Raw genomic sequence first — 25,316 nt, forward strand, 5'->3', positions numbered from 1 at the left:
TTTCCGCCCGCAGCAGCAACTTCCGCTGCATCACTTACCTGAACCAGCGCAGAAGTCCCATGATCAAAGAAAGAACGACAGAAATGACAATGCAGGTGACAATCGGAAAATAAAACCGGACATTTCCTTTTTCCACCGAAATATCTCCCGGCAGCCTGCCCAGATGCAGAAATCTTCCTCCGAACTGCCACAGAAGCCCGATCACCAATAAAACGATTCCGCCTGTGATTAACATTTTTGCAACGGGATTCATGCCTTCACCTCTTCCAAATTCATAAAATTTCGGATGACCAGCGCAGCCGCGCCGATCGGGCAGGCTTCCGCCCCAAGCCGGGAATACTTTACGCTGATCTCCCTCATATGAGGAAACGGAATCCGGCTGTTCAACGCCTGGACTACCTCCGCTTCGATCCACTTAGCATATTGTGCCATCGCGTTGCCGATTATAATCATCTGGGGGTTTAAGGTATGCATCAAGTTCACCAATCCAACGCCAAGTGCTGCTCCAATCTTGTGCACCGCAGCCAGGGCGGCAGGGTCCCCGGCGTCCAGCCTGTGCCTGATTTCCCGCTGCACTTCGGGCGTATAAGGAAGCCCCAGCAGCGAAGCGAATGCTTTCTCGGACGCGTACATTTCCCAACAGCCCCTGTTGCCGCAGGTGCACAGCCGGCCCTCCCGCTCGATCGTCGTATGGCCGACCTCCCCGGCATAACCGAAGTTGCCCTTAAACAATTCGCCTTCAAAAATAATCCCCGCGCCTATCCCGGAACCGACGCTGACATAAAGCACGTTCGAACATTCCGCAGCCGCTCCGTGCTCCAGCTCTCCAAGGGCCGCCAGGTTGGCTTCATTGTCAATGCACACCGGCACTCCCAGCGCTGCCTCCAGCCGAACCTTCCACTCCAGCTCATGCCAGCCGAAATGCGGTACGAACAAAATCCGCCCCGAAGGGTGCTGGACAAAGCCGTGTATGCCGAGGCCGAGGCCAATCAAACCGAGCGGCGATTGAGGGAGTGCGTCGCGGAGCCCGGCTGTCGCCTCAATCAGCTGCTGCAGCACGGCCTCCGGTTTAGCGGAATCTTTATATTTGATATATCTTGCGGATATTTTCTCGCCGTTCAGGTTTGTTACAATCATAAAAATCCCGGTTGCCCGCAGATCCGCTCCGATCACAAAGCCTCCGCGCCGGTTAATCTCAAGCAACATCGGCTTTCGGCCGCCCGAAGAGCTTCCGATACCCGACTCCACGACGAGATGCCCCTGGATAAGCTCCTCTATAAGAGCCGATACCGTGGCGCGCGTCAGCTTCGTCCTTTTAGAAAGATCCGCCCTTGAAAGTGGTGCGAACCGCCGGATTAGCTTAAGCAGTGCTTCTTTATTGATCGCTTTCAGCAATGAGCTGTCTCCCGAGACGTGTAGGCTTTTCATTGAAGTGACCTCTATTCCTGATAAAAGTTGCTGCAAACCATGCCTGTAAATTGATGTGCCTTAGAAGGGATTTGCCTGTTGACTGAGAATATAGTATAACAATCTTTGTATAATAATTAAACAAAGATTTGGGTGCGGAGGCTTCAGGCCTCACTCTTTTTACCTTAACTGCGAGGTGATTTTTTTGGGCCGTTATTTTCTTGGCATTGATCTGGGCACATCGGCTGTGAAATGTATTTTAGTAGACGAATCGGGAAATGTCAAAAAAAGCCACAGTGTGGAGTATCCTCTGCTTCAGCCGCACCCCGGCTGGGCGGAGCAGCATCCCGAGGACTGGTGGAACGGCACTGTCGAATGTATCGCTGTGCTGCTGGGCAAAGCGGCCGTCAAGGGCACGGAGGTGGCCGGAATCGGCCTCTCCGGCCAAATGCACGGATCGGTATTCCTCGACTCCGATCTGCAGGTCATTCGCCCGGCTTTGCTGTGGTGCGACCAGCGCACCGCGTCGGAGTGCGAATGGATCGAAGCCGCTGTCGGCCGGGACGAGCTGGGGCACCTCACCGGAAACCGGGCTTTGACCGGTTTCACTGCGCCGAAGGTAGTCTGGCTGCAGCGGCACGAGCCGGAGCATGCGAGCCGCGTAGCGCATCTGCTGCTGCCGAAGGATTACGTCCGGCTGAAGCTGACCGGCGAGCTCGGCATGGACATGGCCGACGCGAGCGGCACGCTGCTGCTGGACGTGGCGGGCAGGCGTTGGTCCGCCGAAGTGGCGGCTAAGCTGGCCATTCCGATGGAATGGCTGCCGCCGCTCTTCGAGAGCAACGCCGTGGCCGGCACCGTCCAGCCCGAGGCTGCGCGCGCCGCCGGCCTGGCTGCGGGCACGCCTGTGGTCGCCGGCGGCGGCGACCAGGCCTGCGGCGCCGTCGGCGTCGGCGTCGTCAAGCAGGGCATCGCCAGCGTTGCCCTCGGCACTTCAGGCGTCGTGTTCGTCCACGACGACAGCTATCAGGCGGATGAAGCGTTCCGGCTTCATTCCTTCTGCCATGGCGTGCCGGGCAAATGGCACCGCATGGGTGTAATGCTGTCAGCCGGAGGCTCCTTCCAGTGGTGGAAAAACCACTTCGCCTTCGAGGAGCTCCGGAAGGCTCAGGAGGAAGGCCGCGACGTCTACGAATATTTAACGTCAATCGCCGAGACCGCTCCTCTGGGCAGCGAAGGGCTGCTGTTTCTCCCGTATTTGACGGGAGAGAGAACCCCGCATCCCGACCCGAAGGCCAGAGGCGGCTTTATCGGCTTGAATCTCCGCCACGGCAAAGCTCACTTGACCCGCGCCGTCATGGAGGGCATCACCTTCGGGCTCCGCGACTCGATGGAACTGATTAAGGCTTCCGGCATCGAGATATCGGAGCTGCGGGTAAATGGCGGAGGCGCCAGGAGCGCTTTCTGGCGACGGATGATCGCCGATATTTTCGGCTATCCCGTGGTCACTGTCAACTCCACGGACGGACCCGCTTACGGCGCTGCGGTTATGGCTGCCTCCGGGGTGCTTGGCAGGCCGATCGCCGAGCTTTGCGAGGAGTGGATTCAAGTGGTAGACCAGGTAGAACCCCACCCGCAAAACCAGACACGATACGACAAATATTATACCGTCTACCGTAGCCTTTATCCTGCTTTAAAAAATACCCTTCACCAGCTGACGGACTTGGCGGAATTCGCCGAAAGCCCGATGTAAAACCAAGAAGCTTGGACCCAACCGGGTCCAAGCTTCTTGGTTTTGCAGTGATTATCGGCGGTCTCTGCGACCTGTCAACTCTTTCTCGCCTTCCACCCGAACGTTGCCTGTACGTTCGATGTCCGCTCTTTCCTTCTTGACCGTGTCACTTACCTGCTCGTTGTCCTGCACCGTCCGTTTGCCGACGGATACTTCGCCGGTGACGACATTCGTCTTCTTCACGTTCACCCGCTCCTCGCTTACCGGGATGCGGATGGTTTCGTTTTTGCCTATCACCTCTCCGTCAGCTGCTCTTTCATCCAGGGCGTTCCGCTCGATAACGACTTCCTCGCGCTGAACGGGGACATTGATAGTTTTATTATCTTTTATCACTTCTTTATGAACCTGAACTTCTCCTGTCTTTACCCGTTCCTTTTCCACGTCCAATCTTTCTTCATGAAGACGCAGCTTGTCGCGCTCGCCAACATTGACTTCTCCTGCGGCGGCCTTATCGGAAAGGATATCGCTATCCTTATTAGTATCGTAACTGTACAAATCAGAGTTTAAAGTCCCGTGATTGCGGAAAATGTCATAGACCCTTGAACGGTGGGCGTCATCCGCTTCGACCATAACCAGCAGTTTGTCCTCCTCTACATAAGAGTTATAGCGCTTCGCTTCGTCTTCAGGAATTCCAAGACCGATCAGACCGCCAACCAAACCGCCCGCACCGGCCCCAACGGCCGCTCCTGTCAGTGCCCCCGCTATCGGACCTGCCGCAAGGATCGGACCCACAACTGGAGCAGCCAAAGCCCCGATTCCTGCAAGAAATCCGGTCAAACCGCCCAGCATACCTCCGGTGGCGGCGCCGGTGGCCACACCTTCTGGAGCTTTCGAGCCCGTTTCGTCAGTAATTGTCTTCATTTCTTCCTTATTTCTGCCAACCACGGAAATCTCATCCGAAGTATAACCCAAACTTTTAAGCTCCTCAATCGCGCGAATGGCTTCCTGTTCCGATGCAAAGACTCCAACAATTTTCTTTTTCATGGTAAGTGCCTCCTTGTGATTGGGTTTGTAGTGCTGCACCTCCTTTATTTAACCCTAATGGAGGAAACTGCACCAAAAAAATGAGAATGCACCAGATTCGTCAACCAACTTTCCTTCAAAGCACAAAAAACCGGAAAGGATTTCTCCTCTCCGGTTATGTATTTGTTATCAGAACGGTTTTTGCTGAGCGCCTTCCCAATCTTTGGTGAACTTTTCGATGCCTGCGTCTGTCAGCGGGTGCTTGGTCATCTGCTCGATGATTTTATAAGGTACCGTAGCGATGTGGGCCCCGAGCAGAGCCGCTTCGATGACATGAGCCGTATGGCGTACACTGGCTGCAATAATTTGCGAGGTGATACCATGGATCGTGAAGATGGAGCTAACTTCTTTGATCAAATTCATGCCGATTTGGTTAATATCGTCCAGCCGCCCGATGAACGGCGATACGTAAGTGGCGCCCGCGCGCGCTGCCAAAAGTGCTTGGGTTGAATTGAAGATCAACGTGACATTCGTCTTGATTCCGAGATCGGTCAATCTCTTGGTCGCTTTCAAGCCTTCAGTGGTCATCGGCACTTTCACAACCACACCGTTGCCCAGAGCGGCCAGCTTTTTGCCCTGCTCGACCATTTCATCCACTTGGAGAGACACGACTTCGGCAGAAATAGGAATATCTCCAACGATCTCGATAATTTCGCGCACCGTTTCGAAAAAGTCTCTTCCTTCTTTCGCGATCAGCGACGGATTAGTCGTAATTCCGGACAGCACTCCCAAATCATGAGCTTTGCGAATATCTTCTACGTTCGCTGTGTCGATAAAAATATGCACTTTGCTCCCATCCTTCCATCGGTAAAGGTTTTATTTTTTTACAGCTGCCCACAATCCGAATAAGCTAATACGCATCGCAAGGTTGCGGGATTATTTCTTGTTTAGTATAGATTTTATTACAAAATTTATCAAGTCTCGCCTATGAAAGCGTTTTCATATATATGTAAAAAAGAACCCGCTTTGCCGTCCGATTTATTGCTTCAAACCCGCTCTCGCAGGTGGGTGTCCGCAACCGTGCTTTTGAAGTCCCTTTTCGAGGGCATGTCAGCCGCAGGGCGATGTAGGTCTCCCAAGAAACAGTCATTGGTTCAAAACAACTTTAAATCGTAACGTGCATCGCAGGATGTATCCCCATTATAGACGTTCAGCAGCAGAAAGTAAACCTTGCCGCTCTGTGAAATTCACCCATAAATGTCAAAGCCGGAGGCTAGTCCACACTTTTTCCTTTCTTTGGCAGCGTCTCCGCGCTGTTCTCCGTCTTCTTGCCATCATGGTCACCCTGATCAGACTGCTCTTTGCTCCATCCGGGCTGCCGGCCGAAGCTTGTATGTCCGCTTCCAGTGTTCTCACCTTCCTCCTGTTGCTCTGCCGCCACATCTCCCTCCGTCGCCAAGTGCTTGGATTGAAGCAGGTTAAAGCTTCGGTAAAACATGAAGAACGAGATGATCGCCATTAAGCTTCCCATAAAGAAAGGAACGAGAAATGTAAATTTGACCAAACTGACATATAGAATTGTAATGTTTAGTACAAGGATGACGATGGAATTGATGGGCTGTCCGACCGTAATCAGGATGCTGTTCTTCACAAGCTGCCAGAATTTCATATGCAAATGTACCATAATGGAGAAGAAATTAAAGAATGCCGCCGTCATGACCACCGTAAAAGTAATGAACAGAATCGAAAGAACGCTCAGAACCCCGCTCTGTTTATGGTAGAACTGATAGTTCGTGTAGATGACCGCGCCCAGGATCAGAAAAATGATCCCTCCCAGCATGCTCTGTTTATAGTTCTCTTTATAGCTGCGGAAAAAGGTTTTCAGAAGAGGCACATCCGCATCTCCGCTCACCCACTTGCGCGCCACGGCAAACATTGCGGCCGTAGCCGGAAACAACGTAAACGGAGCAAGGATGCCCATCATCGGGAGCACCTCCGGTCCGCCGGAATATAAGCCTGCCAAAGCAAGATAAAAGAAAGGCAGCGAGCAAACAACCCATAAAACATTAATTGTTGACAATCTCATGATCCATTCGCAAATTTTGTAAAAACCGCCCATCAGCCCGTTGAATTCCATGGCAGCCTCCTGCTTCTTTTAGTATGTCTATGTTCGTATTATAGCCCATTTTGCTATGTATAGGTAGACGTCTAGTCCGAACCAGACAAATAGCATAAGATATAGTGTTCCTCTGGCAGTAAGGAGCAAAGAGCAAAGGAGGTTAGACTCATGACAGGTGTAGGTGTAGGATACGGACACTCCGTAGGAGCCATTTTGGTGCTGTTCATTCTTTTGGTTATCATCACCAGATCTTTCTTCTACTAAGAGTGAAAAAGACGAAGGCTTCATCGGCCTTCGTCTCACTTTATTTATTATACATAGTTTCGGTTGCGGTCTCTGCCGCCGCCATCGCGGTTGCCGCCTTCCCGGCTTCCTCCATCGCGGTTGCCTTTATAGGAGGAGCGGTTTCCTCCGTCCTTGCTGTATCCGCCGCGGCCGCCTTCACGGTAGCCGCCGCGGTCGTTGGAATAGCCGCCGCGGCCTCCGCCGTTCCGGTTGCCGCCCCCGTACGAGCCGCCCACACGTCTGCCTTGGCTGCGGACGTCATTGAATCTTTTCTTGGCTCGGATCGGATCTTCCGGTGTCAGGTCGATCTGAACTTCCTTCTTCTCACCGGTCAGAAGCTTGATTGCTGCGGCCAGCAGGTTGACCGAATCATACTGCTCCAGCAATTGGATCGCTGCGCCTTTGTATTCGTTATGTCCTTCATCCTGCAATTGCTCCAGTATCCGCTCCGCCGTCATCCTTTGCTTGCCCTCGATCGCCTCAGCCATACTCGGAAGCGGCTTCTTGGTTATACGGTGCTTGGTGACTTTCTCTATGAAATGCAGATGATCGATTTCTCTTGGAGTTACGAAGGTGTAGGCTTTTCCTTCTTTGCCTGCCCGTCCAGTACGGCCGATACGGTGAACATAGCTTTCCGGATCCTGCGGAAGGTCGAAGTTCACTACGTGAGTGACGCCGGACACGTCCAGTCCGCGGGCGGCTACGTCTGTCGCGACCAGAACGTCGATGCTGCCGTCACGGAATTTGCGCATAACGTTATCGCGCTGGTTCTGGGACAGGTCGCCGTGCAGCCCTTCGGCTGCATAACCTCTCTTTTGCAGGGCTTCGGACAATTCGTCTACGCGGCGCTTGGTGCGTCCGAAAATGATCGCAAGTTCAGGCGCTTCCATATCGATCAAACGGCTTAAAGCGTCGAATTTTTGCTTTTCGTGCAGCTCGATGTAGGATTGTTCAATGGTCGGTGCGCTGACCTGCTTGGGAATAACGGAAACATGCTCAGGGTTTCTCAGGAACTGATGCGCAAGCTTCTGGATGTTGGCCGGCATTGTAGCGGAGAACAGCATTGTGTGCCGCTCCGCCGGCACCAGGGACAGGATGGACTGGATGTCGTCCATAAAGCCCATGTCCAGCATCTCGTCCGCTTCGTCAAGGATCACGGTTTGGACATCGTCCAGCTTGATCGTCTTGCGGTTGATATGGTCAAGCAGGCGTCCCGGCGTTCCGATAATGATCTGCGGCTTCTTCTTCAACCCGCGAATTTGCTTGACGATATCTTGACCGCCGTAAATCGGCAGGGAACGAGTACCTTTAAAACGGCCGAGTTTCGCTATTTCTTCAGCCACCTGAATGGCCAGCTCCCTTGTGGGACACATGATCAGCGCGACAATGCGCTCTTCCTTGATATCGATTTTATTGACCAACGGAACACCAAAAGCGGCTGTCTTCCCGGTTCCTGTCTGCGCCTGCCCGATCAGGTCGCGCCCTTCCATGGCCAGCGGGATCGTTCTCTCCTGAACCGGCGTCGATTCTTCAAACCCCATCTCCGTAATCGCGCGCAGTACCTTCGGCTCCAGGCCAAACTCTTCAAACTTTTTCAAATCGTCCAATCTCCTTTGCGTAAGGGCAGATTCAGCCCTTCTCTTCTGTATACCCTTAAGTGCGTGTCCTATACTTTTATAGAGTATCCACAATCCGTCCATAACAAAAGGTTAATTTCACATTTATTTTTGCCCGAGCGGACCGGTATCTGTACATAGTTAAGCGTGTATTCACGCATAAAAGTGTCCGTACTTAAGAATATCTTTCACATTATAGCATAAAACAAAGAGTGATTGCCAGTCTAATCCATTCTCTGCACGGAATGAAACCAAGCCGGATCCCGAGCGTATACATATTTAAGAATTCAAAAAAGGTATAAGGGGAATGCGCTCATGTCTATTTTTGAAAGAATGCGCTCGATTATAAAAAGCAATAAGCCTCAGGAGCCTGTTCCGGCGGCCAATCCGTTTGAGGATTCCAAAGTCGGGGACATCATCAATGTCGATTTGGAGGAATATGTCGTTTCCGGCAAGGTTTCGTATTTTGACAGAGGCTTTCCAAACCACCGCTTCGCCTATTACCTGCAGAACGGCAAACAAATTTCCTGTCTTATAATAGAAAAGGGCCGCAATTATGACTGCATCCTTTGCCATTTCATGGAGGGCGCGCTGGACGATCCCAACGACGTTCCGAGCAAACTCGATGTCGGCGGCGGGTTTTTATATGAACTTGAGCATTACAGGACGGATGTGACAAAGACGGAAGGAAATACTGATTTCCGAAACGGGGACGAAGTGTTATTCTGGAGATATTACGGACCGGAAGACAAGTACTTCTTCCTTCAATGGCAGGACGGCAAATTTATCGCTTTGGAAGGGGCCCGGACTCCGGCAAGCCAAATAAAATTCATGAAAGGTTCTAACTAATCCGCTCGTGAACCCAAAGCGTCAAAGGCAGGTGAAAATCAATGAAAGCATGGAAGCCGGCGCTGGCTTTCCTACTTATCCTTTCGCTTCTCGCGGGCTGCGGCAACGCCACAGGCTATGTACAGGACCAATATCCGCTGGTAAATGTGCAGGGCAAAGGCAAAACCGCCGCGAAGATATATGAAGCGGAAGGCAAAGATGTCCCAACTGTAGCCAGGGAGCTTGCCGACCAGGAGAAACCGAAGGAAACGAGCAAGACGTCCCAGGACCAGATGTTTCTCGTTTATCAGGACAAAATCATTAATTTGCAGAAAAATCCGGATCATCCAGAGAATACTTTGGTCGAAGTGGATACGATCGAGTATGCGAGACAGAACTATGACTCCTCGTTCCTGCAGGGGATGCTGACCGCAGCCGTGCTGCATTCGGTACTCGGAGGCGGCTGGTTTAACAGCAGTCAGCCGTCGACTTACAGAGGGTATACTTCCGTTCCAAGAAATTATTCGCCGGGCGGCTCATACTCCTCACCGAATTCTTCCACCGGCAGCCAGTCTGACAAACCCTCGACTTCCGACCGTACCGGCAGCTTCGGGAAAGACGCCGGGGGCGACGCTGGCAGTTCTTCTCCAGGCTCGGATTCAATCAAAAAAAATGACGGCTCGACGCCGAGCTACAAATCCGGCTCGAGCTCCAGCTCGAAGCCGTCGACCAGTTCGCGTTCCGGCTCCTTCTCTCGTAAAAAGTAGGCTTTCCATTCAGGAAAGCCTGCTTTTTTGTATTTTACTCGCCCTGGTTTATTTGTTTTTCGGATGCATTATATTGGTATAAGATAACATACTAAATTTGAGGTGAATTTGTTGAAACAAATTTTCGCTGTTGTCGTCATTGCCATTAGCGCGTTTCTCGTGGCGGCGGGATTCAATTTCATGCTGATTCCCCACCAGCTGCTAAGTGGCGGAATTTCAGGCGTGTCGATGATTATAGGGTATTTTACAAACTGGAATATCGGCTATCTCTATCTTCTGCTCAACCTGCCGGTCATTGTCTGGGGCTTGCTTGTGATCGGGCGCAGATACATTGTGCTCAGCGTCATTTCCGTCATTCTTACCAGCTGGTTTTTACAGCTAGTACAGCCGGCCTCCATCACCAAGGACCCCCTCCTTGGGGCGGTGTTCGGAGGGCTGCTGGTCGGCCTGGGCAGCGGCATGTCGCTTAGAGCCGGCGGCTCTACGGGAGGCTTCGATATCATCGGGTCGATCTTGACCCGGCGCTTTGATTTTCCGATCGGGTCGGTTATCTTGCTTCTGAACGGCGCCGTCATTCTTTTTCTCGGTTATTATAAAAACAATTGGGACCTGGCTTTATTCTCCATGGTCTCTATTTTTGTGTCCGTCAAAATTATGGATACGGTGTATATCCAACACATTAAAGTGACGGTGTTTATCGTTACCCAGCAGAAGGACAAGCTGCTGCAGAAGCTCCTTAAGCTTCCGCGGGGCGTAACAGTCATTAAAGCGCAGGGATCTTTCTCAGGAAAAGAACAAGACCTGCTGATGACGGTGACCACCCGCTACGAGCTCATGGAATTAAAAAAAATCATCAAGGAAACCGACCCGAAAGCTTTCGTTAATATTACGGAAACCGTAGGCGTGATGGGACTTTTCAATAAAAATTAGCTGCAGCTTATACGGCAAATACACCGTTTTTACAATTTTGTACCCGACAAATTAAGGTTTTCATGTTATAATAAAGGGGTAATTTCATATAGTTCTGGTTTTCCCTTGCCTGCATTTCTGAAATCTTTTCTGATCGAACTACCAAATGACGATTGGAAGGTGATGCATTGTGGAAACGGTAAAACTGTCCAGGATTGTAGCGGAATTAACTCCGGAGCTCTTTCCATTCTTGAAGAAGACGGAATTGGATTCGGATATTATCCTCAGGTACGGATTTGGGTCACTCGATCCCGAAGACGCCGCTGAAATTGTCAAGCTCAGTATTTCCGAACATCAGAAAGATGCGTTTTTACAGTAGGTTTTTGTACGGGTTCCTGTTATAATAGAAATCATCAAGTTTTGAATTGGGGTGTTTGTAAGTGGGTAATTTGTTGACTCCCATGCATGTCCTGCTCATTGCCATTGTCGCTTTGATTTTATTCGGGCCAAGCAAGCTGCCTGAATTGGGACGCGGTTTCGGAAGAATGTTTCGTGAATTTAAAGACGCGACTAGCGGGATGATGTCAGATGACAATCGGTCGAAGCAAGAAGTGCAGGCGCAAGAGGTGAAGCCGATCGAAACACCGGTGCAGACTGGAACCCAGGTTCATCAAGCACCTGCTCCGAAAGATGCTTCCAAATAAGAAGCTGCTCCCGGTATACAGCAATCCCGATTCCTGCTCAGGAGTCGGGATTTTTTTTCGTTGTATAAGGAAATTATGATTTTCGGTAGCTGTGGATAAGTGTGGGTAGATACATTCATCCGCTGGGAGATGTTGTTTTGGTAAATCCCCTCTGTTCCAATCCAGAAGATCACCTTAGCGTTATAGTTGTGTTGCATCGATTCAGCTTCATCGGATATTTCCCCTGCTTTAAAGGTCTGAGCACTTACCGTGCAGTGTCGCATCGTCGCCCGGAGAATCGCGGGATGATAGGAAGGCAATCAAACGAGCAAATATCAGCATATTTTCCTGTTAATCAAAGCAATCCAGCATGCCGCGGGCCAGCACATTCCGGGCAACCCTTACACCATTGCCTCGCAAAGAAGGGGGCAGCCAGCCTTCTGTACATAACTTTTTCCACATCAAGACCCCCGTCTTATGTTTTAAAAAATGACGCTCTACCTCTTTCGGCGGGAACGGCCAGCCAAGTCAGTCTCTCATACCCCTCCATAAAAACAGAAAAACGTCCTGCTCCCACTCGTCAGAATGGAATGGTATTTTCTTCGTCACTTATCCCTGATTATAATGTATGAACAAGACAGTCCCGATCCTTAGAAACACTTCTTTATTCACCCGCAGGGTGATTTTTTTCTTTACCATAAAGATCCATATTCTTGAAGACGTACTAAACCCGCTTCCTTCTTTCATACATCTGGGTGGCAAAAAATAAAACAGCTGCAATAAAGGACATGACAGCGCCGAAAACATACATCTGCCTGCCGCCCAACGCATCGTTGATCCATCCGCCCACCAAGCCACCTGTAAGTCCGGCCATTCCCATAAACACGGCTCCGAGCAGCGATTGTCCCGTAGAGCTGAATTCCCCGGGCATAAGCCTCGCCGTATATTGGACAGCCACGATCCACAGCACAGCGAAAGTAATACAGTGAGAAGCCTGAGTCAGCAGCAGGATCCATGGATCGTCCGTTACGCTTACAAACAGCCACCGTACCACATAGATGCAAGACACCACACCAAGCGTGGACAGTTCGTTAAAACGGTTCATATAACGGTTCAGCAGCGCAAAGGTTGGAATTTCGCTTCCCGCCGCAAAAGCCCATGCCCAACCGACCATGCCCTCGGTCGCCCCTTTGCTTCCCAAATACAAAGAGAACAACGCGTCATTCATCCGGTGCGGAACCGAAATGAGAAATATAAGGAATAAAAACCATAGAAAAGTCGCGTTTTGCCCTATTTTACGGACCGACTGCAGTGATACACCTTCCCCGGCCCCTTTTTCATCCTTCAAAAAGAAAAGCAGCAGCAGCGGAAGCAGCCACAGCACCCAATAAAGGTACGGAATATTAGCGACTCCGCCAAGTCCCGCCAGCACAATGCCCGATAAAGTGGCGACAGACATGTAGCCGAGTGACCCCCACATCCGTACGGAGCCGTAACCGATTCCCAGCGCGCTGGCGGATTTGACGGCAAAGGCATCAAGCAGAGGCACGGAAGGCAGCATAAAAAAGAACATGAGAAGTACAAACCAAAACGCGGAGCCAAAGCCCTGTGTGGTGAATAATCCGATACTGCACAAGACGGTCAAGGCCCACAATGCGCCGATGATCGATTTGACGGAATTTAGCCTGTCGCTGACAAACCCCCAGAACGGTTGGGCCAATATGGCGATAAAAGGTCCGATATTAATCAGCAATCCGATTTCCGAAGCGGTATAGCCCTGCATTTGAAAATACAGCGGCAAATACGGGCCCAGGATCGCGGTAGTTGCATAATAAGTGAAAAATAACCCTCTCAATGTCACAATCTGCCTGTTCAATGTGCTGTTCCCTTCGTTTGCATGATGATTAAATCTTCTCTTATCCTACCTTACAATGGTTCAAAAGAGTAGAGTTTGTTTATAAAATTATTATTTCGGAAAGAGGCTTTATTTGACTGTCAGAAAACCGGATGATTCTTTAAAAGCGACATTTTTTTATGTGATTGGAATGAAGGTTCGGTTATAATAGAATTGTCCAACTAGAATCAATAGGGAGAGTAGAAAAGATATGGAGCTTTTGCTCGCGTCATTAGTGCTGCTTTGGGGAAATGTGACGGCAGGCCATCAGGATGTCAATCTGGAACAGCTGGCAAAAGCTTCTATGGATTCCAAAACGGCGGTAGTCCAGTCCAAGCCGGGAGACCCTTCCCTGCCTCCGGTCAATAAAGCGGATCCCCAGAAAGACGCTCCCAAGGTAAAAGGGCTGTATGCCACAGCGCACAGCGCGGGCGGGTCAAGACTGGGCACCTTGCTTCAGCTGCTTGACGACACGGAACTCAATTCTCTGGTTATCGATATCAAGGATGATTGGGGATATATTACATACAACACCGGCAACCCTGATCTGGAAGCTATGGGAACCACCCAGAAGATCATAGCGGATATTCCCAAGCTGATGACCACTCTCCAGGAACATAAAGTATATCCGATTGCAAGAGTCGTAGTATTCAAGGACACGGTGCTGGCCAAGAAGAAGCCTGAGCTATCATACAGAAACCCCGACGGCAGCGTCTGGGGCAACAGCAAGAATCCGCCCGACAGCTTCGTAAATCCGTATAGCAAAGAAGTGTGGGACTACAATGTAGCCGTAGCCAAAGAAGCCGTCAAAGCAGGCTTTAAGGAGATACAGTTCGATTATGTCAGGTTCCCGGAAGGATTTGAGAACCGAGCAGATAAACTGCTCTATCAGAAAGACGAGCGCACGCGAACCGAAGCGGTCAGTCAATTCGTCCAATACGCCAGAGAGCAGCTGGAACCGCTAGGTGCAAGGGTGTCCGTCGACATCTTCGGTTATGCCGCCTCCGTCCCCGCCGCCGAAGGGATCGGCCAGGATTTCCAGAAAATATCCCAGAACGTGAACGTCATCTGCCCTATGATCTACCCGAGCCACTACGGCGCCGACTGGTTTGGATCGAAAGTGCCTGATGCCGCTCCCTACCAAACTATCAATGGCGCTGCGGTCGACACGAACAAAAAGCTTGAGCCTCTGGGCGAGCAGAAGCCGATTGTGCGCCCTTGGATCCAGGATTTTACCGCCTCATGGATACCCGGCCACATCAAGTACGGAAAGAACGAAGTGGAGCAGCAGATTAAAGCCCTCAAAGATAATGGAATTGAAGAGTATCTTTTATGGAACGCAGTCAACACGTATACACCTGGAGTCGATTACAAGTAAAAAGCGAAACAAAGAAACCCAGCCCCGGATTTGGATATGCCCGAGGCTGGGTTTTGCGTGAGAGGCAGTTTCACATCGTTTCAATCACATAAGCCGCCCCCATTAAGACCGGCTTCTATTATCGCTAACTCTTTCACCAATAGAGGCGCTATGAAATGCCGGATCAATTCACTCGACATAATCGAAGGCCTTGCCTTCAATTTTCCCGAGTACAATGATATAGACCGTGTGATCAGATAATACAATTTCCACTTTATTTAGAAACATGCCGTCTTCCCTATGCTTATTGGGAAAGGCGGAGCGCCAGCTCATACAGCTCCATATTGAATTCCTTCTTTGTATTTACGACAACATCGATATCTGTAGCGACCAGCTCTCCTTTAATAATGCCGCACGCCTTGCCGGAGTCGCCTTCCATTAGCCTTCTGACCGCAAAATCACCCAGCTGGCTCGCCAAAATCCGGTCATTATGCGTAGGGGTGCCGCCGCGCTGGATATGCCCCAGGACAGTGACGCGGGCGTCGATACCGTTGCGCTCATGGATCAACTTCGCGATGTCTTCTCCTTTACCAACCCCTTCGGCGACGAGAATGATACTGTGCCTTTTGCCTTTAAGGAAATTTTCCTGCATCCGGCCTGCAATCTCGTCGCAATCATGGGGCACTTCCGGTACAAGAATGGTTTCGGCTCCGCTGGCAAGTCCGGCATACAGAGCAATATCCCCGCAGTAGCGGCCCATGACTTCCACGATAGAGGAGCGCTCGTGCGAAGACATCGTATCCCTCAGCTTATTGACCGCGTCGACGACGATGCTGACAGCCGTATCAAAACCAATAGTGAAGTCGGTATACGAAATGTCGTTGTCGATGGTGCCAGGAAGGCCCATCGTTTTGATGCCGAGTTTATTCAGTTTGTTCGCCCCTTGATAAGAGCCGTCGCCGCCGATGACCACCAATCCGTCAATTCCGCGGTTCCGCAAATGATCAGCAGCTTTTTGCTGGCCTTCCGGCAGCATAAACTCCTTGCTTCTCGCAGTTTGAAGGATCGTTCCACCGCGCTGGATAATGTCTCCGACGCTGCGCAGGTCCATTTTGCGGATATCGTCGTTAATTAATCCCTGATATCCCCTCTGGACTCCGTAAACCTCGATTCCTTGAAAAAGAGCGCTTCTGACAACGGCGCGGACAGCCGCATTCATTCCCTGGGAGTCTCCCCCGCTGGTTAATACTGCAATGGACTTAACTGCTGACATGATGATTTCCTCCTATACTCCTATCGCTATTTATCTAAGTTGAAGTGGATCTGATAAACATCGTATTAAACATGAAAAATACTCTGGCCATCGGGCTGTTTCGCATCAACTGACGGGAAATCTGCCGGACTTCTTTCTGGCTTCTCACCTTAGGGTCGGACAAATAGAGAGCTAACAATCCTTCAATAATCATTTTATGAAAACGGGGGTACTCCAGGTGCCTGGTATGGGAACGGGCCTGCTTGGCAAAGTAGGCGATTCTGCCGACCGTGGTTTCCATGCTGTCATAATAAAAGCAAAAATTAAGGTCTCCGCCCTTACGGTCTTCTTCCTGGTCAATCAAATAATCGAGGAGAATATGAAGGCCGCATATATAGGGAAAATAAGCTTTCTTTATATTATTTATTGTCGCAGCCGCAATGTCGCGTTCCGCCGCAGCTACAAACAGCATAAACATCCCTAAAGTCGAGCCCGTGGCGGCCGCAAATTCATTCCAGCCCAATTCGGGATACTTTTCGTGATGAAGCCGCCACCATTTGAACAGCTCCGCCTCCCTCAGATCATGGCGAATATGCTTATACACCTGAAGGTCGCAGTATAAGCCCACCAGCTCGATCACTTCCGGCGCAACACGTTTGTAGGAAGGCAGCAGAGCGAGCCCGGATTGGCATGTGGTCACCAGCTTAAGCAGATACCCGCCGTCGTCTTTCTCTTGATGGTACATATAGTAATCGCTGACCGGAGCGGCCGGGTCCACAGCGTCCAGCATCGATTGATGCATTTGGCGGAAATCCCGGGGATCCAGGGAGGTGCTGCGGTCGCATAAATTATCAAGATAATCGCTGATCGTTTGGAAAGCCACGATAACTTCGACGAGGACATCTTTATATTCGAGATTCGCCGCAGCGTACACGGAGCCGCCTTCGCAGTGAAACTGCTTGCTGGACATGCTGTCTATCGCCTGCTTGCGAAGCTCCGAATCAGGTATGCGTTCCGCTTGCTTCCTCCATTCGGCCAGCCTGGACCTTACCTCAGGCAGCACATATTTATAAACCCTGTACATCAGCCTCATAGGCCCCTTGGGGATTCGAGTGTCAGTTCTGGATGTATTCAAAACAATTTCCCTCCGCAGCATTGCTCATAAGAATACGCCAGCATCAGACGGATTTCAAGCGCCTGCAGCTCCTGTAAAACGGTTTCTCCTTCAGCTTCCCTGGCCATGCCCACCTGCACTTGCACGGCGTCCGTCATAAGATACGGGTCCCACTGTACCGTCTTCGCCATCTCAGCCAGCAGCCCGCGAAGCCTGACGCTTTGGAGGGAAGACGTCTCGTGCCGTTGCAGTATCGGCCGGGACTGCATCCAAAGGTCTTCCAGCATGGGATGGCGGCCGGCAGTGCGAAACCAATACTTGGCGTTGCTGTAGTCGCCTTCCATACGATGCATAATGCCGTGCCAATAGCTTCCTGTGGACTGCTCCAAGTCCTGGGATAACACGTGTGAAGCGTCCAGGCTTTCATTTAAAAGATACAAACCGGCCTTGAACGCTTTTAAAAACTCTCCGGCATCGGGCCGGTCCGTACGCAGCTCGGGAGAATATTTGCGGATCTGGATATCCAGAATGTCATCCCATTCTTCATTCGGATAGAGGGAAGGCCGGCGTTCCAGCAGCTTCCCGATAAATGCGGGCATCGATTGCATTCCTTGGCTTTCCTCCTCTCGCCAGTATTCCCATAATTATCAAGTTTTAAAGGTTGTGTCAGTAGTGCGATGCGGACGGCTGAAGGTCCTGATTGATCCGGAACCATAGATGAAGGTCGTTGATTGCGCTGGCCAAATCGGCTATTTGATAAGTTAACAGGCAGGAAACCGCAAAGTTCTCCTCCTGTTCCAGCTGATTTTGTTTGAGGACGATCTTTTTTTCCAATTGCAAGATTTGCTCGGGAATGGCGCCCCGAATCTCTTCCCACCGCAGTACAATTTGCTCGCGCTGGTTGTCCGAATATTCCTCCCACTCCAGTTCAAGATGAGGCAGTTCGATTCCCAATCTTTCATTATATTCGAATGTCCAGGTCATCTTGCTCCCGCCTCCAAATCCGGTAAAGAACGCTTCAAGACATTATATCATAATATGTTCCAATAGATTAACTGCTTTCCTATTTTATCGCTATTTCAGAATCGATTTCATGGTATAATTTTATTTAACTTTGCATTCAGGGGGAGGGGTGTACAATGCCTCATCGGGGTGATGCCGTCAGCTTCAAACAGTTAAGCGCTTTCTTCCTGCCTTTGGGCGTTTCAGCGACACTCGTCACCGTTTCTCATGTTATAATTAATTCTACGCTGGCCAGAGCGTCAAGCCCCGAAACGGTGATCGCCTCCTACGCCATCGCTTTAAGCCTTCTTGGCATTACGGAACGGCCGGCGATCCTAATCCGACAGACCTGCTCGGCGCTGGTGAGGGACCGGCTTTCTTTTCGCGCCATGGCTTCCATCGCTTTCTATGTGTTCGCCTGCCTCCTTATTTTCGGGGCCCTTGTGTCGTACACACCGCTTGGAAAATGGATATTCTTAGGCATTTTCGGAGTGAACCCGTCTCTGCTGGATCCTATCGTCCACGTTTATCGAATCATGATGTTTGTCAGCTTGTTCTCCGGTATCCGCTGCTTGTACCAGGGCATCATCATTTTCAACATGAGAACGAAATGGCTTACGATAGGCATGGTGATCCGGTTATTGGTGATGGCCTGCATTTCTTATTATTACATAGCTGTGGGAGGGATTGATTCCGGAAATGCAGGCGCCGTTATTTTTTTGGCGGGTATGATGGTTGAAAGCTTGGTCAGCTTCCTGGAAGGCAGGCTCCTTTTACAAAAAGAAATCCCTTTGAAAAAAGCCGGCCATGCGATCGAGCGCAGAAGGCAGGTGTTTGAGTTTCTGAGGCCACTGCTGCTTTCTTCCTTTCTGGCTGTCCTGTCCGGGCCTGCTATTAACGCAATGCTGGGGAAAACATCCCAAATCGAGCTCGCCATAGCTTCCTATGCGATTGCTTTCTCCCTGATGAATTTGGTGTTGAGCTTTTTCTCCTACATCCATCAAATCGTATTGAATTTTTACCTGCGGGATCAAAAGGCCGTTGCCCGGTTCGCTTTGTTTGCAGGCTTTATCCCTACCTTTCTGATCGCGGCTTTGGCTTACTCTCCGGTTGGTCCGTGGCTGATGACACATATAATGGGAGTGAATGAACGGTTGATGGCGGCCTCCATTCATACGCTCCGGGTTTTTATGCTGACCACACTCGTGTTTCCATGGCTTGATTTTTGCAACGGCCTCCTGATGTTAAAAGGCGACACGAAGGTCATGCTCTGGTCCCAATCCGCCAACCTGCTGGTTACGCTCATCACCTTGTTCATATTGGTCTCCCTGTCCCCCGGCTGGAACGGGATGATCGGCGCGCTGGCCCAATCGCTCGGCACGGCCGCAGAGCTTTCCGTGGTCGCTTATGTGCTGCTGTCCGCAGCCCGAAGCGCGCAAAAGCCGTTGTCCCCAAGCCTATAGCATCTATTATGGAGTGAGAGAGAGATGTTCGATACGTGGGGTGCCTATGCAGTTTATCTCGTTGTCTCCGGCCTGGCATTTGTTTCGATGTCCGGCTTTCTTTTCACACATGCCGTCTATAAAAACAGTTCCTTCTCCCATCAATTGAATTCTTCGGCGTGACCGCATATAATTAGGATTAAGTATTAGTACCAAGTGTTGAAACTGGCCTATGAGGTGAGATCTTGAATTACCTGGATTTTAAAAATATTATTTTGGATCGAAGAAGCATCCGCAAATTTACCGAAGATGAAGTTTCCGTAGAGGATATCCGTGAAATTATCGACTGTGCAAGATACGCTCCAAGCGATACGAATTCACAAACGTGGCATTTCATGGCGGTCATGAACCCGGAGAAAATTAAAGCTATCGAAGAAATGACCTGGGAAGAGCTGCGAAAAAAAGCGGCCGAGGCCGAAGAAAAAGGCCTAAGCCGGGAGGGACGGCTGCTGCTGAAATCGTTCGGACCCTACGCTACAGCCTTCTCCGGCGCCCCGGTGCTGATAATCTGTCTCGCCACTCCGTACGAATCCAAGTTCCGGGAAAGAATTTTCGAACCGATCGGGCTTGTAGGAGAAGAAGTATGGGCCGAAGAAGGCATCAAGAGCTCGTGCCTGGCTTCCCAGAACTTAATGCTGGCCGCTCATGCCAAAGGCCTCGCAACCTGCCCGATGACAGGTCCCGTCCTTCTTGCGCAGCACCGTTTGACAGAATACTTGAATATTCCCGAAGAGCAGCAGATCAACATGGTCATCGCTCTCGGCCATCCTGCGGAACAGCCTGGACGCCTGGCGCGAAAAGAAGTGGACGAGATCCTGACGGTCGTGAAGTAGTGTGTAATTAAGCGATATGCCGTTCGAAGACAGGTGAACTGCGTTCTCTGTTTGGCTGAGCGGTTTATCCATTGCGGGGTTCTCCCGGAGCGGGTTGCCGGCGCACGTTGCGGCCCTGCTCAGCGGGTCGCCGGCGTGGGTTGTCGGCGCACGTTGCGTTTCTGCTCGCCGGGTTTTCGGCGCATATTGCGTCATTGCTCGGCGGGTGGCGAGACCCCATGCATAAATCCCGAGTTCTGTCGCTGGTATCCACTTGCACACCCGCCGCTGCCAGCATTAGTCTTCACCGTTTCCTCGCAGAGCCCGCTCAAAACAAAAAGACAGCTAGGAATAAAATTCCTAACTGTCTCCGGTTTATTAGCTCATTTAACTTATTATAATCCGATGGCGCTGGATGTTAATCTTATTGTCCAAGAAAAACTTTCGCTTAAAGCGTCCGGCATCCCCGAATAACTTCAAAGGAAGCTATTCTATTATAATTTAGTTACGTTAGCTGCTTGAGGACCACGGTTTCCATCGGTGATGTCGAATTCAACTTCTTGACCTTCATCAAGAGTTTTGAATCCTTCGGTTTGAATTGCGGAGAAATGTACGAATACGTCTTCTCCACCTTCAACTGAGATAAAGCCATATCCCTTTTCTGCGTTGAACCATTTAACTGAACCTTTCATACTTACAACCTCCTAAAAATATCGTCATCTATGACGAGTAAAGACATTATACCATCATGCATTTTATAAATCAAATCCAGGGCCCGGCCTTTGAAATCATCCCTCGGATCTGTTGATTTATTCTAACCTTTAAGGTATTATTCAACCAAATGCTGCCATAGTAACTATCCGATGATTGGAGTATTCGATATGATCAAAAAACATCAAATTTATAAGCATGATAAATGGAATATGATGACCGTTGAGGTGAACGGTACGCGTTTTATCCTGCGTGAGATATCCGACCAGTGGGGAGAGGAATCCCAAACCTTTCTGAGCAGGCCGGAAATGATGAATTGGGCCGAGCATAGATTCTCTAAAGAAAAATACGCCGGCAGAGAAGAAGAGCGGGAAGCCATTCTGGATGCGTTCCGCGAGATTTGACACAATCTGACAAGGCTGCTTGACAAGAGAATGGCCTATAGTTACAATAGCAGAAATTTAATATTCCTTTCAAAGAGGAGTAGCTGTTACAGTAAAGTCGTCAATTCGGGCATATGCCCCGGCTTTATTGGCAACGTAACGTTGTTAGCAAGACCTTTGCCATCGCGAGTGGTGAAGGTCTTTTCTGTTCTACAGGGCCTTGCCGCTTCAGCGGTTGGGCCCTTTTTCTATTCGGCGCTTTCAGCTCAAAAGGTGTTTTGCGGGCGCTATAGTCAAGCGCAAGTGAAGCTGCAAATGCCTTTATGGCTAGAAAAAAAGAAGGAGTGAACGTGTATGGATTGGTTATCTCAAGGTTTTATGTCTTCATTGCTCAGTATTATTGTTATCGATCTGGTTCTTGCCGGCGATAATGCTATCGTAATCGGTATGGCGGCCAGAAATGTGCCGAAGGAGCAGCAGAAAAAAGTCGTGCTGTACGGAACCCTCGGTGCAATCCTGATCAGGGCGATCGGTACTTTTCTCGTCGTCTATCTGCTGAAATTGCCCGGGTTAATGCTTGTGGGAGGCCTGCTGCTCCTCTGGATCGCTTACAAACTGCTCGTGGACAAAAAGGATCACAGCATCGCGTCCAAGAAGAGCATGGGCGCAGCCATTCGGACTATTATTATCGCAGACGCAGCTATGGGAGTGGATAACGTGATCGCTGTCGCGGGGGCTGCACACGGCAGCTTTACCCTTGTTCTGCTGGGATTGCTCGTCAGCGTGCCGATCGTCCTATGGGGAAGCACACTGTTCATCCGTCTCATAGAAAGGTTTCCCGTAACTCGTGAAATCGGAACCGGACAATGATGTGTACGGCCAAACCGCAGGCTAGCCTTATCGCCCGGAGATCTACAGATGTTCGGGTTGTTTTCCGGGCTTTGAGCGGCCCCCGGCACTCCTGCACTAGGAAGCGCGTTCTGTTTGGAAAACTGGTTAAGTACATATACAATAGCATTATTGTCTCTGGCTTACTCCCTGGCGTCAAAACGCGGTTCTCACGGCGCGCGTTGCGGCGCTGCACTTCGGGTAGTCAGACCCCATGCTGCCGGATGGAAAATTTAAAGCCGGAACCCTAAGACCCGGTTGGAGGTTAACGCCATGACGAATTCAGGCACCCTTTTAACGTTTATTCTTGTTTCGTTCGCTTTCGCGCTTGTGCTTATTTTCAAAAAGGACTCGATCCCTCACCGCGCAAAAAGGCCGATGGCGCTGTTGGCATTGGTGATGATCGTTTTAGCCTTCGGATTCATTGTGTACAGCTTCTTTACCATGTCACAGTGAGCTCTAAACGATAAGGAAAGATTTGGGCAAAACGCTGTTTTCTGCTATCATAAGAATTGGTAACATTGGTCATACTAACGGGAAATTTGGATTTTCCATGCTTTAGGAGCGTGCGAGATGAGATGGATCCCTCTGATTGTGACAACCGGCCTTCTGGCCGCCGCATTAAACCCATTTCTTACATATGCTGCCGACCGAAACCAAATTAAACCAAGCTATAGGAGGACTCCAATGAACGGAACCGTTGCCAGAAAAGATGTGCCTGCAGAACACCGCTGGAAGCTCGAAGATCTCTTTGCAGACCAAGGGGCTTGGGACAAGGAATACCAGGAGGTCAAACAGCTTCTGGCCAAAGTAAAGCAGTACGAAGGCAAATTGAACAACGCGAACAGCATCAAGGAATGCTTCGAGCTGGACGATGAAATTTCCCAGCACACGGAGAGGCTCTACGTATATGCGAACATGAGGCACCACGAGGATATGGCCGAGCCTGGCAACCAGGCGCTGTCCGACAAAGCCAAAAAGCTCAGCGTGGAAGCCGGAGAAGCGACTTCTTATATCTCTCCGGAAATTCTAAGCTTATCCGACGAGCAGTTGAAGAAGCTTGTAGAATCGCCTGAGTTGGGCTTTTATAAGCGTTCATTGGAGGAATTGATCCGGCAGAAGCCGCACGTCCTGTCCAAGCCGGAAGAGGCGCTGTTAGCGCAAGCGGGCACTATGGCCCAGGCTCCGGGCACGATATTCGGGATGCTCAACAACGCGGATATGAAATTTCCGAAAGTGAAGAACGAAGAAGGCAAGGAAGTGGAATTGACTCACGGCAGTTACATCCAGTTTTTGGAAAGCCGTGACCGCGAAGTGCGCAAGAACGCTTTCCACGCGATGTACGACACGTACCGGAAGCAGAAGAACACATTAGCCTCTACGTTGACTTCCAATATCAACAAGAACATTTTTTACTCGAAAGCCCGCAACTACCCGTCTGTCCTGGAAATGTCGCTGTTCGGGGACAACATCAAGAAAGAAGTGTACACGAACCTCATCTCCACTATTCACGACGCGCTTCCACTGCTGCACCGCTACATGTCACTGCGGAAAAAGCTGCTCAAGGTCGACGAGCTGCATATGTACGACCTGTTCACTCCGCTGGTGGAAGAGTACAAAATGAGCGTAGACTACAAGCAAGCGCAGGAAATGGTAAAAGAAAGCCTGAAGCCGCTTGGCGAGAAATATTTGGGCATTCTGCAGGAAGGCTTTGACGACCAGTGGATCGACATATACGAGAATGAAGGCAAACGAAGCGGCGCTTACAGCTGGGGCGCATACGGCACCCACCCTTACGTGCTGCTCAACCATAAAGATAACGTCAACAGCATGTTTACCCTGGCGCATGAAATGGGCCACGCAATCCATTCGTATTTGTCCGACGAGAATCAAAAATACCGTTACGCGCAGTACACGATTTTCCTTGCCGAAGTGGCGTCCACTCTCAACGAAGCGCTGCTGATGAATTATTTGCTGAAAAAGACCACGGATCCTAAAGGAAAACTGTATTTGTTGACGCACTACGCGGACGATTTCCGTACCACGGTATTCAGGCAGACGATGTTCGCCGAGTTCGAGATGATTACGCATGAAAAAATGGAAAAAGGCGATTCCCTGACACCGCAAGAGCTTTCGCAAATTTATTATGATTTGAATCTTCAATATCATGGTAAAGAAATGACAGTAGACAAAGATATAGAAATGGAATGGGCGCGCATTCCCCACTTCTACACTTCGTTCTATGTGTACAAATATGCGACAGGCTTCTCGGCGGCGACGAGCTTTTCCAAACAGATCCTGGAAGAAGGGCAGCCTGCCGTGGACCGCTACCTTGGCTTCCTCAGCAGCGGCGGCAGCGATTATTCGCTTAACATCCTCAAAAAAGCCGGTGTCGATATGTCCAGTCCGGAGCCTATCAAGCAGGCGATGAGCGTGTTTGAAGGCATTATCAATCAAATGGAAGAGCTGACCAAGTAATTCGGAAGCGGCGGGGCTTATGACGGTAACGGCTGAGCCCCGCTTTTTACTTAAAACGGCAGGCTTTGTGGGGTAACCTTTCGGGGCTCCCCGCAAAGTACTCGGATTAAACTTCGAAGCTTCACTTCACTTTGTGGGGTTATCTTTGTGGGGTAATTTTGCTAGGGAGGCATTTGATGAAGACTCAATCGACGATTATTGTCATATTACTTTTTGCGCTGATTACTGCCGTTTTCGCGGTGATTAATGTCGACTCCGTCCAGGTCAACTATTTGTTCGGCTCCGCCAGGATTCCGCTCATACTGGTCATTCTGGGCTCGGTGCTGCTGGGCGGCATGATGATAGGACTTGTCGGCATTATCCGCCAGTACCGGATGAAGCGAAAGATTCAACAGCTCGAGAAGGAGATCGGCGATTTGAAAATAAAAGCCGGTGTTGAGATCTTCTCTTAAATGCGACAAGCTTCGTTCCAGTGTTTCCCGCGGGGCTGTGGCCAAAGAGGAAATGCCGGACCGGTATTCCTCTAAATCGCAGTCGCTCATCCTTGAATGGCC

General features: G+C 50.4%; 26 protein-coding genes, 1 other RNA gene and 2 pseudogenes. 15 read left to right on the forward strand and 14 right to left on the reverse strand.

From position 1 onward, the window contains the following. Positions 1–34 precede the first annotated feature (34 nt). Positions 35–253, reverse strand: a complete 219-nt coding sequence (locus tag ACZ5N7_RS08915) for a DUF2905 domain-containing protein (protein WP_464658830.1) — start codon at positions 251–253, stop codon at positions 35–37. Next, positions 250–1,428 (reverse strand): ROK family protein, encoded by a 1,179-nt coding sequence (locus tag ACZ5N7_RS08920; RefSeq protein ID WP_464658832.1) that lies wholly within the window; start codon positions 1,426–1,428, stop codon positions 250–252. The genes ACZ5N7_RS08915 and ACZ5N7_RS08920 overlap by 4 nt, the downstream gene beginning before the upstream one ends. Positions 1,429–1,612: 184 nt before the next feature. Between ACZ5N7_RS08920 and xylB the strand changes: the two genes are divergently transcribed. Further along, positions 1,613–3,160 carry a xylulokinase gene (gene xylB, locus ACZ5N7_RS08925; RefSeq protein ID WP_464658834.1) on the forward strand — a complete coding sequence of 516 codons (1,548 nt, stop codon included), beginning with the start codon at positions 1,613–1,615 and terminating at the stop codon, positions 3,158–3,160. A 51-nt stretch (positions 3,161–3,211) separates the two neighbouring features. On the opposite strand, the gene ACZ5N7_RS08930 is transcribed toward xylB, so the two are convergent. From ACZ5N7_RS08930 to ACZ5N7_RS08950, 5 genes and pseudogenes are all read right to left on the reverse strand, one after another. Continuing rightward, the gene (locus tag ACZ5N7_RS08930; protein WP_464659208.1) at positions 3,212–3,580 is read right to left on the reverse strand and encodes a YsnF/AvaK domain-containing protein; all 369 of its coding nucleotides are present in this window, start codon (positions 3,578–3,580) and stop codon (positions 3,212–3,214) included. Between the two features lie 99 nt (positions 3,581–3,679). Beyond that, positions 3,680–4,183 (reverse strand): annotated as a pseudogene (locus tag ACZ5N7_RS08935) (general stress protein); the annotation flags it as partial. 168 nt (positions 4,184–4,351) lie between these two features. Next, on the reverse strand, positions 4,352–5,008 hold the full coding sequence (gene fsa / locus ACZ5N7_RS08940) for a fructose-6-phosphate aldolase (RefSeq protein ID WP_464658836.1): 657 nt from the start codon (positions 5,006–5,008) through the stop codon (positions 4,352–4,354). A 168-nt stretch (positions 5,009–5,176) separates the two neighbouring features. Then, positions 5,177–5,356: non-coding RNA, 6S RNA (gene ssrS, locus ACZ5N7_RS08945), on the reverse strand. 79 nt (positions 5,357–5,435) lie between these two features. Then, entirely contained in the window at positions 5,436–6,299 is an 864-nt protein-coding gene (locus tag ACZ5N7_RS08950) for a YesL family protein (protein WP_464658838.1), read from the reverse strand. A gap of 150 nt (positions 6,300–6,449) precedes the next feature. On the opposite strand from ACZ5N7_RS08950, the gene ACZ5N7_RS08955 reads away from it, so the two are divergent. Beyond that, positions 6,450–6,545 carry a YjcZ family sporulation protein gene (locus ACZ5N7_RS08955; RefSeq protein WP_464658840.1) on the forward strand — a complete coding sequence of 32 codons (96 nt, stop codon included), beginning with the start codon at positions 6,450–6,452 and terminating at the stop codon, positions 6,543–6,545. Positions 6,546–6,592: 47 nt separating this feature from the next. On the opposite strand, the gene ACZ5N7_RS08960 is transcribed toward ACZ5N7_RS08955, so the two are convergent. Further along, positions 6,593–8,164, reverse strand: a complete 1,572-nt coding sequence (locus ACZ5N7_RS08960) for a DEAD/DEAH box helicase (protein ID WP_464658842.1) — start codon at positions 8,162–8,164, stop codon at positions 6,593–6,595. Positions 8,165–8,497: 333 nt separating this feature from the next. On the opposite strand from ACZ5N7_RS08960, the gene ACZ5N7_RS08965 reads away from it, so the two are divergent. The 5 genes from ACZ5N7_RS08965 (at position 8,498) to ACZ5N7_RS08985 (ending at position 11,390) form a co-directional block, all read left to right on the forward strand. Further along, on the forward strand, positions 8,498–9,031 hold the full coding sequence (locus ACZ5N7_RS08965) for a DUF4178 domain-containing protein (protein WP_464658843.1): 534 nt from the start codon (positions 8,498–8,500) through the stop codon (positions 9,029–9,031). 41 nt (positions 9,032–9,072) lie between these two features. Next, complete coding sequence (locus tag ACZ5N7_RS08970; RefSeq protein ID WP_464658844.1) at positions 9,073–9,777, forward strand: DUF4247 domain-containing protein; 705 nt, start codon at positions 9,073–9,075, stop codon at positions 9,775–9,777. Between the two features lie 108 nt (positions 9,778–9,885). Then, the gene (locus tag ACZ5N7_RS08975; protein WP_464658845.1) at positions 9,886–10,707 is read left to right on the forward strand and encodes a YitT family protein; all 822 of its coding nucleotides are present in this window, start codon (positions 9,886–9,888) and stop codon (positions 10,705–10,707) included. 169 nt (positions 10,708–10,876) lie between these two features. Continuing rightward, a complete protein-coding gene (locus ACZ5N7_RS08980; RefSeq protein ID WP_464658847.1) occupies positions 10,877–11,065 on the forward strand; it encodes a hypothetical protein in 189 nt (62 codons plus the stop codon). Between the two features lie 82 nt (positions 11,066–11,147). Continuing rightward, on the forward strand, positions 11,148–11,390 hold the full coding sequence (locus tag ACZ5N7_RS08985; RefSeq protein ID WP_464659209.1) for a twin-arginine translocase TatA/TatE family subunit: 243 nt from the start codon (positions 11,148–11,150) through the stop codon (positions 11,388–11,390). Between the two features lie 703 nt (positions 11,391–12,093). Here ACZ5N7_RS08985 and ACZ5N7_RS08990 read toward each other — a convergent pair. Next, entirely contained in the window at positions 12,094–13,245 is a 1,152-nt protein-coding gene (locus tag ACZ5N7_RS08990) for an MFS transporter (protein WP_464658849.1), read from the reverse strand. 229 nt (positions 13,246–13,474) lie between these two features. Between ACZ5N7_RS08990 and ACZ5N7_RS08995 the strand changes: the two genes are divergently transcribed. Further along, entirely contained in the window at positions 13,475–14,641 is a 1,167-nt protein-coding gene (locus ACZ5N7_RS08995) for a putative glycoside hydrolase (protein WP_464658851.1), read from the forward strand. Between the two features lie 283 nt (positions 14,642–14,924). Here the strand turns inward: ACZ5N7_RS08995 and pfkA are convergent, their stop codons facing one another. Genes pfkA through ACZ5N7_RS09015 form a run of 4 tightly spaced genes read right to left on the reverse strand, consistent with a single transcriptional unit; the run spans position 14,925 to position 17,970 of the window. Then, positions 14,925–15,893 carry a 6-phosphofructokinase gene (gene pfkA, locus ACZ5N7_RS09000; RefSeq protein ID WP_464658853.1) on the reverse strand — a complete coding sequence of 323 codons (969 nt, stop codon included), beginning with the start codon at positions 15,891–15,893 and terminating at the stop codon, positions 14,925–14,927. Between the two features lie 34 nt (positions 15,894–15,927). Further along, positions 15,928–16,956: a tetraprenyl-beta-curcumene synthase family protein gene (locus tag ACZ5N7_RS09005; protein ID WP_464659210.1), complete on the reverse strand. Its 1,029-nt coding sequence runs from the start codon at positions 16,954–16,956 to the stop codon at positions 15,928–15,930. A gap of 47 nt (positions 16,957–17,003) precedes the next feature. Then, entirely contained in the window at positions 17,004–17,594 is a 591-nt protein-coding gene (locus ACZ5N7_RS09010; protein WP_464658854.1) for a hypothetical protein, read from the reverse strand. A 58-nt stretch (positions 17,595–17,652) separates the two neighbouring features. Beyond that, positions 17,653–17,970 carry a hypothetical protein gene (locus tag ACZ5N7_RS09015; RefSeq protein ID WP_464658855.1) on the reverse strand — a complete coding sequence of 106 codons (318 nt, stop codon included), beginning with the start codon at positions 17,968–17,970 and terminating at the stop codon, positions 17,653–17,655. 155 nt (positions 17,971–18,125) lie between these two features. Between ACZ5N7_RS09015 and ACZ5N7_RS09020 the strand changes: the two genes are divergently transcribed. Continuing rightward, on the forward strand, positions 18,126–19,451 hold the full coding sequence (locus ACZ5N7_RS09020; protein WP_464658857.1) for a multi antimicrobial extrusion protein MatE: 1,326 nt from the start codon (positions 18,126–18,128) through the stop codon (positions 19,449–19,451). Positions 19,452–19,675: 224 nt separating this feature from the next. After that, on the forward strand, positions 19,676–20,323 hold the full coding sequence (locus ACZ5N7_RS09025; protein WP_464658858.1) for a nitroreductase family protein: 648 nt from the start codon (positions 19,676–19,678) through the stop codon (positions 20,321–20,323). Positions 20,324–20,796: 473 nt separating this feature from the next. On the opposite strand, the gene ACZ5N7_RS09030 is transcribed toward ACZ5N7_RS09025, so the two are convergent. Continuing rightward, the gene (locus ACZ5N7_RS09030; RefSeq protein ID WP_464658860.1) at positions 20,797–20,994 is read right to left on the reverse strand and encodes a cold shock domain-containing protein; all 198 of its coding nucleotides are present in this window, start codon (positions 20,992–20,994) and stop codon (positions 20,797–20,799) included. A gap of 189 nt (positions 20,995–21,183) precedes the next feature. Here ACZ5N7_RS09030 and ACZ5N7_RS09035 point away from each other — a divergent pair, with 189 nt between their 5' ends. The 5 genes and pseudogenes from ACZ5N7_RS09035 (at position 21,184) to ACZ5N7_RS09055 (ending at position 25,214) form a co-directional block, all read left to right on the forward strand. Beyond that, on the forward strand, positions 21,184–21,417 hold the full coding sequence (locus tag ACZ5N7_RS09035) for a hypothetical protein (RefSeq protein WP_464658862.1): 234 nt from the start codon (positions 21,184–21,186) through the stop codon (positions 21,415–21,417). A gap of 333 nt (positions 21,418–21,750) precedes the next feature. Continuing rightward, positions 21,751–22,254, forward strand: a pseudogene (locus tag ACZ5N7_RS09040) (YjbE family putative metal transport protein); the annotation flags it as partial. A gap of 303 nt (positions 22,255–22,557) precedes the next feature. Continuing rightward, positions 22,558–22,740 (forward strand): hypothetical protein, encoded by a 183-nt coding sequence (locus tag ACZ5N7_RS09045; RefSeq protein ID WP_464658863.1) that lies wholly within the window; start codon positions 22,558–22,560, stop codon positions 22,738–22,740. A gap of 231 nt (positions 22,741–22,971) precedes the next feature. Further along, positions 22,972–24,762 (forward strand): oligoendopeptidase F, encoded by a 1,791-nt coding sequence (gene pepF / locus ACZ5N7_RS09050; protein ID WP_464658865.1) that lies wholly within the window; start codon positions 22,972–22,974, stop codon positions 24,760–24,762. Positions 24,763–24,938: 176 nt separating this feature from the next. Beyond that, positions 24,939–25,214, forward strand: coding sequence for a LapA family protein (locus ACZ5N7_RS09055; protein ID WP_464658867.1), 276 nt, complete (start codon positions 24,939–24,941; stop codon positions 25,212–25,214). Positions 25,215–25,316 lie beyond the last annotated feature (102 nt).

The sequence above is a fragment of the Paenibacillus sp. JCM 18996 genome (genome assembly GCF_055392555.1).

Excerpts from the sequence above, each read along its gene's own strand:
- ACZ5N7_RS08965 (WP_464658843.1), top strand. The coding sequence starts at position 8,498 with ATGTCTATTTTTGAAAGAATGCGCTCGATTATAAAAAGCAATAAGCCT.
- ACZ5N7_RS08985 (WP_464659209.1), top strand. The coding sequence starts at position 11,148 with ATGCATGTCCTGCTCATTGCCATTGTCGCTTTGATTTTATTCGGGCCA.
- ACZ5N7_RS09005 (WP_464659210.1), bottom strand. The coding sequence starts at position 16,956 with ATGTACAGGGTTTATAAATATGTGCTGCCTGAGGTAAGGTCCAGGCTG.
- ACZ5N7_RS08915 (WP_464658830.1), bottom strand. The coding sequence starts at position 253 with ATGAATCCCGTTGCAAAAATGTTAATCACAGGCGGAATCGTTTTATTG.
- pfkA (WP_464658853.1), bottom strand. The coding sequence starts at position 15,893 with ATGTCAGCAGTTAAGTCCATTGCAGTATTAACCAGCGGGGGAGACTCC.
- ACZ5N7_RS09020 (WP_464658857.1), top strand. The coding sequence starts at position 18,126 with ATGCCTCATCGGGGTGATGCCGTCAGCTTCAAACAGTTAAGCGCTTTC.
- ACZ5N7_RS09035 (WP_464658862.1), top strand. The coding sequence starts at position 21,184 with ATGATCAAAAAACATCAAATTTATAAGCATGATAAATGGAATATGATG.
- ACZ5N7_RS08920 (WP_464658832.1), bottom strand. The coding sequence starts at position 1,428 with ATGAAAAGCCTACACGTCTCGGGAGACAGCTCATTGCTGAAAGCGATC.
- ACZ5N7_RS08950 (WP_464658838.1), bottom strand. The coding sequence starts at position 6,299 with ATGGAATTCAACGGGCTGATGGGCGGTTTTTACAAAATTTGCGAATGG.
- ACZ5N7_RS08970 (WP_464658844.1), top strand. The coding sequence starts at position 9,073 with ATGAAAGCATGGAAGCCGGCGCTGGCTTTCCTACTTATCCTTTCGCTT.
- ACZ5N7_RS09010 (WP_464658854.1), bottom strand. The coding sequence starts at position 17,594 with ATGCAATCGATGCCCGCATTTATCGGGAAGCTGCTGGAACGCCGGCCT.
- ACZ5N7_RS09030 (WP_464658860.1), bottom strand. The coding sequence starts at position 20,994 with ATGAAAGGTTCAGTTAAATGGTTCAACGCAGAAAAGGGATATGGCTTT.
- pepF (WP_464658865.1), top strand. The coding sequence starts at position 22,972 with ATGAACGGAACCGTTGCCAGAAAAGATGTGCCTGCAGAACACCGCTGG.
- ACZ5N7_RS08995 (WP_464658851.1), top strand. The coding sequence starts at position 13,475 with ATGGAGCTTTTGCTCGCGTCATTAGTGCTGCTTTGGGGAAATGTGACG.
- ACZ5N7_RS09015 (WP_464658855.1), bottom strand. The coding sequence starts at position 17,970 with ATGACCTGGACATTCGAATATAATGAAAGATTGGGAATCGAACTGCCT.
- ACZ5N7_RS09055 (WP_464658867.1), top strand. The coding sequence starts at position 24,939 with ATGAAGACTCAATCGACGATTATTGTCATATTACTTTTTGCGCTGATT.
- ACZ5N7_RS09045 (WP_464658863.1), top strand. The coding sequence starts at position 22,558 with ATGACGAATTCAGGCACCCTTTTAACGTTTATTCTTGTTTCGTTCGCT.
- ACZ5N7_RS08955 (WP_464658840.1), top strand. The coding sequence starts at position 6,450 with ATGACAGGTGTAGGTGTAGGATACGGACACTCCGTAGGAGCCATTTTG.